This is a genomic window from Staphylococcus lloydii, assembly GCF_015775975.1.
Classification (GTDB): domain Bacteria; phylum Bacillota; class Bacilli; order Staphylococcales; family Staphylococcaceae; genus Staphylococcus; species Staphylococcus lloydii.
The window spans coordinates 925,244-939,675 of sequence record NZ_CP064056.1 but is presented as its reverse complement, the minus strand read 5'-3'; the positions used below and the strand labels follow the sequence as shown (position 1 = coordinate 939,675).

13 protein-coding genes are annotated in these 14,432 nt (G+C 31.8%); 8 read left to right on the top strand and 5 right to left on the bottom strand.

Annotated features, from left to right (window positions below; translation table 11 throughout):
• Positions 1-186 precede the first annotated feature (186 nt).
• The 6 genes from ISP08_RS04450 to agrA all read left to right on the top strand — a co-directional run bounded on the left by ISP08_RS04450 (position 187) and on the right by agrA (position 5,245).
• Positions 187-816 (top strand): nitroreductase family protein, encoded by a 630-nt coding sequence (locus tag ISP08_RS04450; protein ID WP_195719495.1) that lies wholly within the window; start codon positions 187-189, stop codon positions 814-816.
• A 129-nt stretch (positions 817-945) separates the two neighbouring features.
• Positions 946-1,731, top strand: a complete 786-nt coding sequence (locus ISP08_RS04445; RefSeq protein WP_195719496.1) for a carbon-nitrogen family hydrolase — start codon at positions 946-948, stop codon at positions 1,729-1,731.
• Between the two features lie 743 nt (positions 1,732-2,474).
• A complete protein-coding gene (locus tag ISP08_RS04440) occupies positions 2,475-3,044 on the top strand; it encodes an accessory gene regulator AgrB (protein ID WP_048793295.1) in 570 nt (189 codons plus the stop codon).
• Between the two features lies 1 nt (position 3,045).
• Positions 3,046-3,183 (top strand): cyclic lactone autoinducer peptide AgrD, encoded by a 138-nt coding sequence (gene agrD, locus ISP08_RS04435; RefSeq protein ID WP_048793296.1) that lies wholly within the window; start codon positions 3,046-3,048, stop codon positions 3,181-3,183.
• Between the two features lie 28 nt (positions 3,184-3,211).
• The gene (agrC, locus tag ISP08_RS13015; protein WP_195719497.1) at positions 3,212-4,501 is read left to right on the top strand and encodes a quorum-sensing sensor histidine kinase AgrC; all 1,290 of its coding nucleotides are present in this window, start codon (positions 3,212-3,214) and stop codon (positions 4,499-4,501) included.
• Positions 4,502-4,519: 18 nt separating this feature from the next.
• Positions 4,520-5,245 carry a quorum-sensing response regulator AgrA gene (gene agrA, locus ISP08_RS04425; RefSeq protein ID WP_048793298.1) on the top strand — a complete coding sequence of 242 codons (726 nt, stop codon included), beginning with the start codon at positions 4,520-4,522 and terminating at the stop codon, positions 5,243-5,245.
• A 55-nt stretch (positions 5,246-5,300) separates the two neighbouring features.
• Here agrA and ISP08_RS04420 read toward each other — a convergent pair whose 3' ends face one another.
• From ISP08_RS04420 to ISP08_RS04400, 5 genes are all read right to left on the bottom strand, one after another.
• Positions 5,301-6,269, bottom strand: coding sequence for a carbohydrate kinase family protein (locus ISP08_RS04420; protein WP_195719498.1), 969 nt, complete (start codon positions 6,267-6,269; stop codon positions 5,301-5,303).
• A 2-nt stretch (positions 6,270-6,271) separates the two neighbouring features.
• On the bottom strand, positions 6,272-7,750 hold the full coding sequence (locus ISP08_RS04415; protein WP_195719499.1) for a sucrose-6-phosphate hydrolase: 1,479 nt from the start codon (positions 7,748-7,750) through the stop codon (positions 6,272-6,274).
• Positions 7,751-8,111: 361 nt separating this feature from the next.
• Positions 8,112-8,336 (bottom strand): sulfurtransferase TusA family protein, encoded by a 225-nt coding sequence (locus tag ISP08_RS04410; protein ID WP_048793301.1) that lies wholly within the window; start codon positions 8,334-8,336, stop codon positions 8,112-8,114.
• A gap of 18 nt (positions 8,337-8,354) precedes the next feature.
• On the bottom strand, positions 8,355-9,449 hold the full coding sequence (locus ISP08_RS04405; RefSeq protein ID WP_195719500.1) for a YeeE/YedE family protein: 1,095 nt from the start codon (positions 9,447-9,449) through the stop codon (positions 8,355-8,357).
• A gap of 237 nt (positions 9,450-9,686) precedes the next feature.
• Positions 9,687-10,328 carry a redox-sensing transcriptional repressor Rex gene (locus ISP08_RS04400; RefSeq protein ID WP_195719501.1) on the bottom strand — a complete coding sequence of 214 codons (642 nt, stop codon included), beginning with the start codon at positions 10,326-10,328 and terminating at the stop codon, positions 9,687-9,689.
• 155 nt (positions 10,329-10,483) lie between these two features.
• Here ISP08_RS04400 and ISP08_RS04395 point away from each other — a divergent pair, with 155 nt between their 5' ends.
• Both ISP08_RS04395 and ISP08_RS04390 read left to right on the top strand, forming a co-directional pair.
• Positions 10,484-12,412, top strand: coding sequence for an ABC-F family ATP-binding cassette domain-containing protein (locus tag ISP08_RS04395; protein ID WP_195719502.1), 1,929 nt, complete (start codon positions 10,484-10,486; stop codon positions 12,410-12,412).
• Between the two features lie 347 nt (positions 12,413-12,759).
• Positions 12,760-14,358 carry a MutS-related protein gene (locus ISP08_RS04390; protein WP_195719503.1) on the top strand — a complete coding sequence of 533 codons (1,599 nt, stop codon included), beginning with the start codon at positions 12,760-12,762 and terminating at the stop codon, positions 14,356-14,358.
• The last annotated feature ends 74 nt before the right edge of the window (positions 14,359-14,432 follow it).

Sequence of the window (14,432 nt, the reverse complement as noted above, 5' to 3'; positions counted from 1 at the left end):
ACTCACCTACCTTTTTAGTTTATTTATTATTAGTATATTAGAAATAACGTTAATTTTCATCTTTATTCAGAAATTGCAAAGTAATATTAATATAATTAGGAATTAATGTAAAACATTATTTACTTTCTCTGATATATTTATTATACTAAGTATATATAGTAAATATAAACTAAGGAGCTAAAAACAATGGGAATTTTTAAAAGTAATAAAAGTAATTTATCTTCATTCCAAAATGCAGTAGAAAACAGACGTACGATTTATAATTTAGAACAAGAGATTTCAATTTCAGATAAACAATTAGAAGAAATTATCGAACATACTATTAAACATGTACCTTCTTCTTTCAACTCACAGTCTACACGTATCGTATTATTACTAAATGATAACAACGATAAATTCTGGGAAATTGCTAAAGAAACAATTAAAAACAAAATGGGTCCAGATAGAGACTTCCAACCCACTGCTGATAAAATTGATAACTTTAAACACTCTTACGGTACGATTTTATTTTATGAAGATGAAGAAGTTATTGAAGGATTACAAAATCAAATGCCAAATTATGCAGAAAACTTCTCAATTTGGTCTACACAAACAAATGCCATGCATCAATTTGCAGTATGGACAGCATTAAGTACTGAAGGTATCGGTGCTTCATTACAACACTACAATCCATTAGTTGACACAGCAGTAGCTGATGCATTTGATATACCTAAAAACTGGAACTTAATGGCTCAAATGCCTTTTGGTAACATCAGACAAGAAGCTGGCGAAAAATCATTTAATGATGTTGATGCACGTTTCTTAGTACGTAAATAAATTTTAAAATGCAGTAACTAAAGCTAAAACTCTTAACTAGAGTTTTAGCTTTTTTATTTTACTTAGGTTGCCTTTTTGTATAAAGGGTAATTAAATATATGTATACAATTAAGTAAAGGGTGTAAAAACATGAACATTAAAGTATTCCAACTAAAAATAGAACCTGCCGATGTATCATATAACGAAGAAAATATAACAGCATGGTTTAATAGACATGTGCAACCAGATACAGATGTCGTCGTTTTGCCAGAAATGTGGAATAATGGTTACGCGTTATCACAACTCGACATTTTAGCTGATGATAATCTAACTCGTAGCTATCAATTCATAAAAAATTTAGCGGTACAATTCAATGTCGATATTGTAGCCGGATCGGTTTCTAACAAAAGAAATGGGCACGTATATAATACTGCATTTACAGTGCTTAAAGACGGTAGTTTAGTTAATGTATATGATAAAACACACCTTGTACCTATGTTAAATGAACCTGCTTATTTAGCACCTGGTGAAGCGGTGCCTGAACCTTATCAATTAAGTAATGGTACACAAGCTACACAAATTATTTGCTATGACTTAAGATTTCCTGAATTATTGCGTTATCCAGCTGCAGAGGGTTGTGAAGTCGCCTTTTATGTTGCGCAATGGCCCGAAGCCAGATTAAAACATTGGCAGTCATTGATACAAGCCAGAGCAATAGAGAACGATATGTATATTGTAGGATGTAATGCCTGTGGTGACGATGGCAATACACAGTATGCTGGTCATTCAATGGTAGTAGATCCAAACGGAGAAATTTTAGAAGAAGTAGGCGCTACTGAAAAATGTATCACCTTAACTTTAGATTTAGAAAAAGTGAAACAACAACGCGCCGCAATTCCAGTTTTTGATAATAGAAGAAAAGAGTTATATAAATAAATAAAAACCGTGAGCTTGGGAGGGACTCACGGTTTTTTTAACTTATTATTAAGGGAATGTTTTACAGTTATTTCTCTATCTATTTTTGGGGATGTTATTAATTATGAAAAAATTTAGTGAATCTACCGTCAGTTAGAACGGCAAATTGAATGATGTTTACGATAGCTTACATGTTACTACTTTAATTACCTCTGTTATAGGTAATTATATAAATGACACTAGAATAAATTGTTTAATCAAAAAAATTATGAATACAGTTATTATAGGGAAAGCTTAAATTTTAAGCGAATTTCAACTGAGTTCAAAATTAATTCACTAAACCACCAATCGAGTCTATGATGTTTTTTGTCACAACAACAACTCCTTTAAACATATTACAAAGAATAAAAAATACTATCTAAATCATTGATAAATCCTCTACTATATGAAGTAAAATGATCATCAAGAATAGATTATTTATAAAACTTCTGCTCTTAAGCTTTATAAATCTGAATAAATCACTAGTAAATATTATTCAAGTATTTAGTATCTCTTTGTGATACAAGTACATTAAAACACGTATATGCACGATTAAGTTCCAAAATGCCTAACTCGTTATTTTTTATTCCTAACTGTTCATCTGATGAATTGAAATTATTTCAAAAAATCGGCATTAACAGTTAGGCATAGTTTTCGTACAATTAGGCAATATATCGCATAACACCTAATTAACGGCGTATAATCAAATTAAGGAGAGAAGCCAAATGCTAAAATCGATAGAAACCCGAATAGACACCTTTGCTAAATACTTGCAAGAACGAAATAATTTAGATCATATTGCTTATTTAAAGATTCGTTTAGGCATGCAAGTCTTTGTCAGCAACATATTTAAAACGATTGTAGCATATGGTGTTTCAATCCTGTTTAATTTATTTTTTTACACTCTCACTGTTCATATAACATATGCTTTAATTAGATTTTTTGCGCATGGCGCACATGCGAAATCTTCATTACTGTGTCACGTACAAAATTTATTGTTATTTGTTTTTTTACCTTGGCTAGTAGTGTATACTCAAATAAGCGTTGGAATTATGTATTGCCTAGCAATAATTGGGTTCATTATCTTATGTATATATGCCCCAGCTGCTACTAAAAAGCAACCTATTCCAACTAAATTAAAAGCTAAGAAAAAAAGAAATACAATAATACTTTCAGTAATTATTTTATTAATTTCAATTGTCATTAACGAACCTTATCAACAGCTAATATTGTTAGGTGTTATCATTATAGCTGTTGCACAATTACCAATATTTTTCCCTAAGGAGGAAGCATAATATGAATTTTTTAAATAGTATCTTTTCATTTTTCGCTAAGTTTTTTGAAGTTTTAGGAGCTGTATCAGGTGTTAACCCTTGCAGCGGATTTTTCGATGAACCTGAAGTCCCAGAAGAACTAACAAAATTATACGAATAATTAAAATGATTAGAGAGAGTGTATTAAAATGGAGTTTTTAAATTCGGTTTATATCTCTATTTATCAACTTATAGTGATATTTGTTGTGCTTAGAATTATAGGTAACGTGAAATACACACTTAGGGATTATATTTCTATTATAGGAATAGTAATCCCTTCAACTTTTTTATATTTTGTTTTTGGTCCGAAAACAATACTCATATTAGTTGTCTTTACAACTATTTTTATGTTTATTAGAAATAAAATAATAGGTCTAGTTCTTAGTGTTTTAACTTTTCTATTATTATATATTTCTAATTTTTTTACTATATGGATAGCTACGCTAATAATAAAATTCAATTTACATAATTACATAATGATTTTACTTTACACAATAATCTTTACCATAATCGCTCTGATGTTGGCATTTGTCACTAGATATTTTATTCAGCGATTATCCCGTTCCATCTTATCGCTAAACAAAATCTACCTTACTTTAATTGGCATTATATTATTGGCTACATTTTTAATTTTATATATGTATATGCCAAAAGAAGTTATTTCGTATGGTGATTTTAAATATTTAGCCGTTATTTATGTCATCTTTATAATTATTATCGCGATTCTGATTATTACTGTTTCTTTCAGTATTATTCGTGAAATTCAATATAAGCGAAATATGAAAGAAATCGAAAATTATTATAAATATACTTTGCAAATCGAACAAATTAACAATGAAATGCGTAAGTTTAGACATGATTATGTCAATATTTTATCGACGATGTCAGATTACATCCGTGAAAATGACATGGAAGGTTTGCGTAACTATTTCACTAATGAAATTTTACCTATGCAAGACAGTATGCAAATGAATGCTGTTAAAATTAATGGTATTGAAAACTTAAAGCTAAGAGAAATCAAAGGCTTAGTCACGACGAAAATTTTACAAGCTCAAGAAATGAATATTAGCATTAGTGTTGAAGTAAATGAACAAATTACTAAAATAGACATGCCTACAATCGACTTAAGCCGTATTATTGGTATTATTATCGACAATGCCATTGAGGCCTCTGAGAATATTGATGAAGATCCATTAATTCGTATAGCCTTTTTAAAAAATAGTGATGTTTCAGTTACCTTTATCGTAATGAATAAATGTGAGGATGATATACCTCGTGTACACACCCTCTTCCAAGAAAACTTCACTACTAAAAAAGGTAATAGTGGTTTGGGATTATCGACTTTAAAAGAAATCACTGAATCGAAATCAAATGTATTATTAGATACAACAATCGAAAATAACTACTTTGTTCAAAAGGTTGAAATATTAAATACTTAATCATAAGGATGTGTGATAATGAAAATTTTCATATGTGAGGATGATACAAGACAACGTGATAATATGACTTCAATTATAAACAACTACATTATGATTGAAGAAAAGCCTATGGAAATTGTTAAAGCAACAGGAGATCCTTATGAAATACTAGAAGAAGCCCGCAAGTTGGATGATATCGGTTGTTATTTTTTAGATATTCAACTAGAAGCGGACATAAATGGCATTAAATTAGCAAGTGAAATCCGGAAGCACGACCCTGTTGGCAATATAATATTTGTCACAAGTCATAGTGAATTAACTTATTTAACCTTTGTTTATAAAATTGCCGCTATGGATTTTATATTTAAAGATGACCCGGATGAATTAAAAACACGCATTATTGATTGTATTGAAACGGCAGAAACACGCTTAAAATTGTTATCTAAAGATAGCAATGTCGACACTATTGAACTAAAACAAGGCAGTAACTCCGTATATGTACGCTATGATGATGTAATGTTTTTTGAATCATCTTCCAAATCACATCGGTTAATAGCTCATTTAGACAATAGACAAATTGAATTTTATGGCAATTTAAAAGAACTCAGTCAACTCGATGACCGCTTCTTCAGGTGCCATAATAGTTACGTCATAAACAAAAATAATGTCTCTGCTGTTAACACTAAAGATCGTATTATTTATTTCGATAACCAAGAATTTTGTTTCGCTTCAGTGCGTAACATTAAAAAGATTAAAAACACTTAATCTCATATTTAAAAAGACTTGTCTTCATTCATTTGAAAACAAGTCTTTTTTATAGTTATTTTAACGATTCACTTTTATCAACTTCGTCCAAGCTAGGAATACTCCCAATTGCGCCATAATTCGTCGTTACTTTTGCCGCGACTAAATTACTAAATGCTAGTATATCCTTACCTTGTTGCTTCAATTCTTGTGTTAAATTAACAGTTTCGAAATTCAAAATTTTACTTAACATTGCGCCTATAAACGCATCTCCTGCACCAGTCGTATCGATTGCTTTCACTTTAATGCCTTCATGACCTATTTTAGTGCCATCTTTAAAATATAATTCTGAACCTTCAGCACCTTTAGTATAAATAACAATCTCAACATTATTTTGAAATAGCCAGTTAATTGCTTGCTCATCATCTTTAATATCTGTAATGAATGAAAGTTCTTCATCAGAAATTTTAACGATATTGGCATGAGGTATAAACTCTCTTATCGCACGCTTACATGCCTCTTCACTGTCCCACAAAGGCAATCTTACATTTGGATCAAAACATATCGTACCTTGTTGTTGCTTAAATTTTTCAATGATTGCCTTATGCGCCTCTTTCATTTCACTGTCTACTAAATCAACAGAACAAAAATGTAAGATATCGTTTGGTGTTATAGGTAATTCTTTTATATTTTCACGGTTGTATAACATATCAGCAGAAGGTTTACGGTAAAATGAAAAATCTCTTTCTCCAGATTTTGTTAAACTCACAAACGCCAACGCAGTGTTTGCTTCATTCGTTCGTTTAATAAAGGACGTGCCAACACCTATATCTTCTAGCGTTTCGACGATAATATCCCCAAAAGCATCTTGACCTAGTTGTGTAATCATTTCTGACTGACCGCCAAGTTTTTGCACTGTGCTAGCGACATTACAAGGTGCGCCACCCACCTGTCTAGAAAATGTTTCAACATCTTTCAACTTAGAATCTGTCGTATTAGGAATAAAATCTATTAATGCCTCGCCTATTGCATATAATTTACCCATAATTAACCTTCTTTCAATTCATATTTTGTGAATTTTAAATAAGCCTGTCCTGATTCTGTCGAAGTTTTTATACCTGTCGCATCTTCATCTGGAAAAATTCTCGCAGTCATTACACGTTCACCATCATTACAAAATACCTCTATACTTGAAGTATCAATAAAAATTTGGAGTTGCGAAAGTGGTGTATCCAATATCGTACTTCTTGAAGTACCTTCTACCGGAGTTGGTAACGGGCCACTTTCACTTCTGTCTAATGTTAGTTTTTGTTCTCTCGTATTATATTTGATTAAAGTTGAATGCTGACGAGAACTACGTAACTCAAAATATAATTCCGTTGTGTCATTTTCTAAAACATCTATGATTAGTTCGTATTGTTTCCCCTCATATGGATGAAGTTGACGTGTGAATTTATTAGCATAGCCTAATGCAGTTTCTTCATTAAAACGTAATTGTTTTAATGCTTTGATTGGTCGTTGTTTCAACTTACCATCTTCAATTGACAATACTCTTGGTACCGTTAAGCAATGGGCCCAATTTTCTTCATCTGTTGGATAATTTACATCTGGTAATCCCATCCATCCAATTAATACACGTTGGCCTTGTGCATCGACAAAACTTTGTGGGGCATAAAAATCAAAGCCATTATCTAATTCATTAAAATCTGCATGATTCATTGCTAAATTATCTACATCTAATTGACCAATTATGTATCCTGCTTGATAAATATTATTAAATTTATCACCATCAGGCTCTACGCCTTGGGGACAAAACATGAGTATGTCAAAGCCATCTAAATTGAAATAATCTGGACATTCCCACATATAACCAAATTCAGTCAATTTGGTTTCTAGTTCTCCCATAAATTGCCAATGTACTATATCAGTTGATTGATAGAGTACGACGCGTCCACTTTTATGGACATTTTGAGCACCTATAATCGCGTAATATGCATCATCTTTTTTAAATACCTTAGGATCTCTAAAATGTTCTGTATAACCTTCTGGTGGTTGCCCAATCACTGGTTTAGGAAATTTACTTATAGTTTTGTCTTGATTTACTTTTGCAATTAATTGACTGGAATGTCTTTGCCATGATTCATCACGTGCATTACCTGTATACATATAATATAAGTGGTTGTCATATTCAAATGCGCTACCACTATACACACCGTGACTATCATTTTTAGTATCAGGTTTCAATATTGGACCATGTGGTTCAAAATGTACCAAATCTTTACTCGTATAATTGTACCAATATTTCAAACCGTGAACGGCACCTAAAGGAAACCATTGATGCGATACATGATATTCACCATTAAAATAAATTAAGCCATTTGGATCGTTTAACAATCCTGATTCTGGTTGAATATGAAAAATTTGTTTATAGTTAGATTGTTGTACTTGCGCTCTTAATGCTTCTAACTTATCTTGAGGTACTTCCTCAAAACGTTGATAGCGCTCGTCTCTTGTCCACTCACGCATGGTAAGTATGCCTCCTCAAAACTGTAATATCTTTATTTAATTATTCATAAGGGAATTGCCCGATTTTAAAAATAATGTTCCCCTAATATTTGTAGTTAAAATAAATGTCTCAACTCATATGTATATACTATTATTCACTTATAAATTTTGTGTTTTACTTTTGCTTAAGTTATCGACAATATATATCATATCATTCGATAAATTGATTATGTTGCAAAAAATAAAATTTTATATATTTATACGTCTTAGCTTTAGCTATGAAATATGAAACTTTTAATTTATAGTTTACCATCTTACTAAGTCTAAAGACATACTTAGATATAAAAAACCCGGCTATTATAAATAACCGAGTTAATTTTGTTTATGCTTTTTGAATTGTGATAGTCCAAGATGCATCATCTAATTGTTCGTAGTTCGTTACTGGATATCCTTGTTCAGCAGCCCAGTTAGGGATTGCTTCAGTAGCTTGCGTACAGTCGAAATCAATCTTTAATTCATCTCCATTATCTAAAGTAACCATTTTTTTCTGAGCTTCTATTAATGGGAATGGGCATACCATTCCTACTGTGCCTAATTCATGTACCATAATTTATCTTCCTCTCTATTACGTTGTTTGTGTTTGACCACTTAAGTGAGCGCTATTTGTTGAAGCGCTTTGTGCTTTTTGAGCTTTTTTCATAGGTCTAATAAAAATAAAGTAACTCATAAACCATGCACCTAAAATCATTGAAGCTAAGGCAATCCAGCCTTGCCATGACATTGTGGCAGTTGATACTAAACCGTTACCGATGGAACAACCTCCGGCTACTGATGCGCCAAAGCCCATACACATACCACCGAATACACTATTTCTTATTGTCTTTTTATCTGGCAATCTCCATTTAAATTCTCTTGCTCCTTTAGCTGCAATATAAGAACCAAAGAAGATACCTAAAACTAAAAATACACCCCAGTCTAGTAATTTTACGTCACCACTAATTAAAAATTGTATTAAGTTAGCTGAAGGCGTTGTAATACCTAAACCATCCATTCTGCCTGTTGCTTCACTTGCTGGCCAAGCTAATAATGCAATTAGACCAACTACGATAGCAGCAACGAAAGGATGATATTTTTTCTCGAATAAGTAATAACGTACGCCTGTAAATTTACGTTTTAAAGTTGGTACCGCAACTTTTGGTTTACGTAATGTTTTAGTTACAAAAAACACTGTTATAATTACTAATAATAAAACCCAAACCCACATAGGGATTCCAGTCGTTTGTGCCATACTCGCGTTAACGTTTGTCGGCTTATTAATTTTATCCATTACAGGTAATAGTAAGCCGAATTTGGTAACTGCTGCAGTAAATCCATAAAATACTAATGCGATCCAACTACCTATTAAACCTTCACCAGCGCGGTACCAAGTACCTGTCGCACACCCTCCTGATAATATCATTCCTACACCAAAAATAAATGAACCTATAACTGTTCCAATGATAGGATATGATTCAGTAGGTATAGTAACAACACCTGTAGACGTTAATAAAAGTAATCCAATGCTTTGTACAGAAATAGCTATTAATAAGGCATAAAACATTTTATTGCTTTTCTGTATATACATATCTCGGAAACCGCCTGCTAAACAAAAGCGTGTACGTTGCATAACAAAACCTAATAAAGCTCCTACGATGAGCCCACTAATGACTAACCACGTCAAATAAATCCCTCTTTTCCGATTAAATTAATAAGAATAATAATATTAGATTTTATCATGCTTTTCAAGGGCATTGAGCTATTTGTAATAATATTGTAATCGAGATTTTTTTATATACAGAAATTGAACACTTAACATCTTTTAATCTGCTATTTAATAAACCCAGCGTTTTAAAACTAAAAAAAGTTACCTTATGAGATAATGTCAGCCAGATACTATCTCATAAGGTAACTTTAATATTTATTTATCCCCATAGTTGCGCATAAAGAAAAGTAAAGATTGTAATTCTATACCTAGATCAATATGATGAACTTGTACGTCTCCTGGTGCATGAACTCTTGTTGGCGTGAAATTCAATATGCCTTTCACACCTGTCTGTACGAGTTGATCCGTTACTTGTTGTGCAGCATTTTCAGTTGTGGTTAAAATAACAACATCGATTTCTTCTTCTTTTAATATAGTTGCTATATCGTTATAATGCTTAACCGTAACATTGCCAACTTTGGTTCCTATAACATCTTCACGTATATCGAAGGCTTCTGTTATTGTCATTTCATCATGTATGGAAAAATTAAAATTTAATAATGCTTTACCTAGATTACCAACACCAACGATAGCAATTTTTATTTCATTATTTTCATTTATTTCATGTTTAAAAAAATTCAATAAACTATCAATGTTGTAGCCATATCCTTTTTTACCTAATTCTCCAAAATATGAAAAATCTCGACGAATAGTTGCTGAATCTATATTTAGACCTTCACTAATCGTTTTTGAATTCACTCTATCTATGCCTTTTGATTTTAAAGTATTCACAAACCTATAATATAAAGGTAAACGCTTTAATGTAGCACGAGGAATTTTATCACTTTGATGAGCCAAAATTAAGTCCCCCTATTATTACGAAAATATACAAAGCTATAAATGTAAGCAATTACCACAATATTATACATGAATAAAATAGAAAAATAAACAATCGTAGTTTTATCTAACACCTATATACGGTAAAATAGAACTATTAGTGAGGTGCACAAAACATGATATTATTACAACTAAACGATATATCAAAATCTTTCGATGGCGAAGACATTTTTAACGATGTAAATGTAGAAATTAAGACGGGTGAACGTATTGGTATTGTTGGTAGAAATGGTGCTGGAAAATCGACATTAATGAAAATTATTGCCGGTGTAGAAGGATATGATTCTGGGCATATTTCAAAAATCAAAAATTTAAAATTGGGTTATTTAACTCAACAAATGACTTTAAATACAACTTCCACAGTTATTCAAGAAATGTCTAAACCATTCGAACATATAAAAAAATTAGGACAACAAATGAATCATGAAACGGATTGGTTGGCTCAACATGCAGATGATTTTGATAGTGATGACTATAAAGCGCATCTTGAAAAGTATGAAAGCCTATCCAACCAATTTGAACAACTAGAAGGCTATCAATATGAAAGTAAAATAAAAACAGTATTGCATGGTTTAAACTTTGATGAAGCGGATTTTGATCGCCCTATTAATGATTTCAGTGGTGGTCAAAAGACTCGTTTATCATTAGCACAAATGTTATTAAGTGAACCAGATTTACTATTATTAGATGAGCCTACCAACCATCTTGATATGGAAACAACAGAATGGTTAGAGGGTTATTTGAACTATTTTAAAGGTGCTATTGTTATTATCAGCCATGACAGATACTTCTTAGATAAAATTGTTAATCAAATTTATGATGTAGCTTTAGGTGACGTCCAACATTATCAAGGGAATTATGCACAATTTATCGAACAACGTGACAAATATTATGCAAAACGAATGCAAGAATACGAAAAACAACAAGCAGAGATTAAAAAGCTTGAAACATTTGTCGATAAAAATATTGCTAGAGCCTCTACTTCAGGTATGGCCAAAAGTAGACGCAAGACTTTAGAAAAGATGCAAACCATAGATAAACCACTTATTGATGCTCGGAGCGCAAATATTACTTTTGACTTTGATCGAAATACGGGTAATGACGTTTTTCATATTAATCAGTTGAAAATTGGTTATGAAGAACCGATTACTAATCCTATCTCTTTAGAAATAACTAAAGGTGATCACATCGCAATTATTGGCCCAAATGGTATAGGAAAATCAACGCTTATTAAAACCATCGCTGAAAAGCAACACGCATTAGCAGGAGAAATAACAACTGGGGCCAATCTAAAAATCGGTTACTATGATCAAAAGCAAGCCGAATTTAAATCTACTAAAACGATTCTCGATTATGTGTGGGACCAATATCCTACTATGAATGAAAAAGACATTAGAGCCGTTCTTGGCCGCTTCTTATTCGTTCAAGAAGACGTGAAGAAAATTATTAACGATTTATCAGGTGGCGAAAAAGCAAGGCTCCAACTTGCGTTATTAATGTTAGAGCGTAATAACGTTTTAATCCTAGATGAACCCACAAACCATCTAGATATTGATTCGAAAGAAATGCTAGAACAAGCATTGCAAGATTTTGATGGCACGATTATTTTCGTATCACATGATCGTTACTTTATTAACCAATTAGCTAATAAAATATTTGATTTAGATAGCGCAGGAGGTACTTTATATATCGGTGACTATCAGTATTATTTAGATAAAATCGCCGAAAAACATGCACTCGCTGCACAACAATCAAATCTTGAACATACACGTAACCAATCGTCCCAAGAAAGCAACAATACAAATTCTTATCTATCTCAAAAAGAACAAAAAAAGGAACAGCGCCAAAGAGAACGTAAAATAGCGCAATATGAGAGCGATATCGAAAACTACGAAAACACAATCACTGAAATAGAAGCACAATTATTAACACCAGAAATATACAACGATCCATCAAAATCCAATGAACTTGCACTTGAAAAAGAAGAGACCGAACATAAATTAGAACATGCTATAAATGAATGGGAAAAATTACAAGAATCTTAACATATAGTGTACATTAAAAAGTAGAGAAAATGAGATAACTCATTTTCTCTACTTTTTTTCATTAACTTTTTTATTCACATCTTAATTACGCTAATAAAGGCTATCCACAAAGTTATCCTAGTTATCCACAAGTAATATGTTACTTTATATTTACCATATTTTTGCTTATTCAACCTAATCCACAGCTTTTTCCATAACTTATCCACAGTTTATACACTGATTGTTAATAAGTACGCACGTTCCCTATTGACATTCATATTAATATAAATTTCATATAGCCTTGCGCCTAAATATAATCAATGACACAATTAACATATAGACTAGACATAAAAAGGAGCAGTTATACCATGCCAACAATTCTTTGGCTCATACTCGCGTTAATCGTAGCTAGTATTTTATTAGTTATCATTACCGAAACCGTCAATAACATTAGACTTAAAAATGAACTACCCACATTATGGGACAACATCAAACCTTTAGAAAAATTTACAAGACCTAATAGCCGCCACGATTATCAATATGAATTATACAAAGATGATTATGATACATATTCATTAATTGACGATAAAACTTGGAATGATTTAGATATGCCAAAATTATTTGGTGTGATGAACTTTAACTTTACAGCTATTGGTGAAATGCGTTTAGTATGTGCATTGAGACATATGAAAAAAATTAATAACGAAAAACTATTCCACGTGTTTAATGAGAATAATAGTACCCGAAATTTCGTCGCTTATCACTTGGCTAAAATTGGAAAATCTATTTATCCAACTTTTCCGGATCAACTTCAGCCAGTAAAACGTAACAATTTTTATATGCTTGCTCCATACTTGCCTTTAATAGCGATAATTATTACTTTATTTAACACTGGTTTGGGGATTATGTTACTGTTCTTAGTTTGTATATATAATATGGCCTTAAGTGGCATGTTAAAAAGAACTTATATAGACGATTTAAATTCAATGTTTTATAATTCAACTGTTGTCAATAAAGCTTATAAATTAAGTAACTCCGAGGAGTTACCAGACATTGATGTAGATTTTAAACATTTTATTGTAGCGCGTCGATTTAGTTGGCTTTTAGGCAAGGCTTCTACCGATAATGATGCCTTCACGGTTATAGGATTTATTAAAATGCTTTTAATGACCGATTATTTTCTATTCCATTTAATTCAATCGAGCTTTAAACGATATGAAAACGAAGTACTTGCCTGTTATGACTATATTGCCATGCTAGATAATCATTATTCTGTTGCATTATGGAGAAAAAGCCTAGACTTTTATTCTGTACCAGAAACAACGACAGAGGATAAGGTAGCCTTTGACGAGCTTGTACACCCACTTCTTAACGGTGCGGTACCAAATAGTTTAACTTTAGACTTTAATATGTTGCTTACAGGCTCTAACGCTTCCGGTAAATCAACATTTATGAAAGCTTTAGCCGTAAATTTATTATTAGCCCAAAGTGTTAATACTACTACGGCTCAGCACTTCGTATATAAACCTGGTTTAATTTATACTGCTATGGTTAATCAGGATAGCATAACTTCTGGTGATAGTTATTTTATGACTGAATTAAAATCAATTAATCGTCTCTTTGAAATTCCACAGAATCAAAACGTATATTGTTTTATTGATGAAATATTTAAAGGCACTAACACGACAGAACGAATCGCCGCTTCTGAATCTGTCTTATCTTATCTCGATGACTCAGAGCAATTCACAATTATTGCAGCTACACATGATATCGAATTAGCAGATTTATTGAAGGACAAGTATCACAACTATCACTTTAATGAATCTATTATGGATAATGAAATCCATTTCGACTTTACTATCAAAAACGGAAAAGCTGATACACGTAATGCGATTGAATTATTACGTATCACTAAATTTCCACATTTTATTTATGAACGTGCAAAACGCAATGTTATAGGAAAATAATATAATCTTTTCTCTCTTTGCTAAACCTGCTCAATACAAAAATGAGGTCGGACATCTAATCATGTCTCGACCTC

What these genes read in the sequence shown, in the direction of transcription:
- ISP08_RS04395 (WP_195719502.1), top strand. Translation starts at nt 10,484, where the DNA reads ATGATATTATTACAACTAAACGATATATCAAAATCTTTCGATGGCGAA.
- ISP08_RS04450 (WP_195719495.1), top strand. Translation starts at nt 187, where the DNA reads ATGGGAATTTTTAAAAGTAATAAAAGTAATTTATCTTCATTCCAAAAT.
- agrD (WP_048793296.1), top strand. Translation starts at nt 3,046, where the DNA reads ATGAATTTTTTAAATAGTATCTTTTCATTTTTCGCTAAGTTTTTTGAA.
- ISP08_RS04440 (WP_048793295.1), top strand. Translation starts at nt 2,475, where the DNA reads ATGCTAAAATCGATAGAAACCCGAATAGACACCTTTGCTAAATACTTG.
- agrA (WP_048793298.1), top strand. Translation starts at nt 4,520, where the DNA reads ATGAAAATTTTCATATGTGAGGATGATACAAGACAACGTGATAATATG.
- ISP08_RS04390 (WP_195719503.1), top strand. Translation starts at nt 12,760, where the DNA reads ATGCCAACAATTCTTTGGCTCATACTCGCGTTAATCGTAGCTAGTATT.
- ISP08_RS04420 (WP_195719498.1), bottom strand. Translation starts at nt 6,269, where the DNA reads ATGGGTAAATTATATGCAATAGGCGAGGCATTAATAGATTTTATTCCT.
- ISP08_RS04410 (WP_048793301.1), bottom strand. Translation starts at nt 8,336, where the DNA reads ATGGTACATGAATTAGGCACAGTAGGAATGGTATGCCCATTCCCATTA.
- ISP08_RS04445 (WP_195719496.1), top strand. Translation starts at nt 946, where the DNA reads ATGAACATTAAAGTATTCCAACTAAAAATAGAACCTGCCGATGTATCA.
- ISP08_RS04415 (WP_195719499.1), bottom strand. Translation starts at nt 7,750, where the DNA reads ATGCGTGAGTGGACAAGAGACGAGCGCTATCAACGTTTTGAGGAAGTA.
- agrC (WP_195719497.1), top strand. Translation starts at nt 3,212, where the DNA reads ATGGAGTTTTTAAATTCGGTTTATATCTCTATTTATCAACTTATAGTG.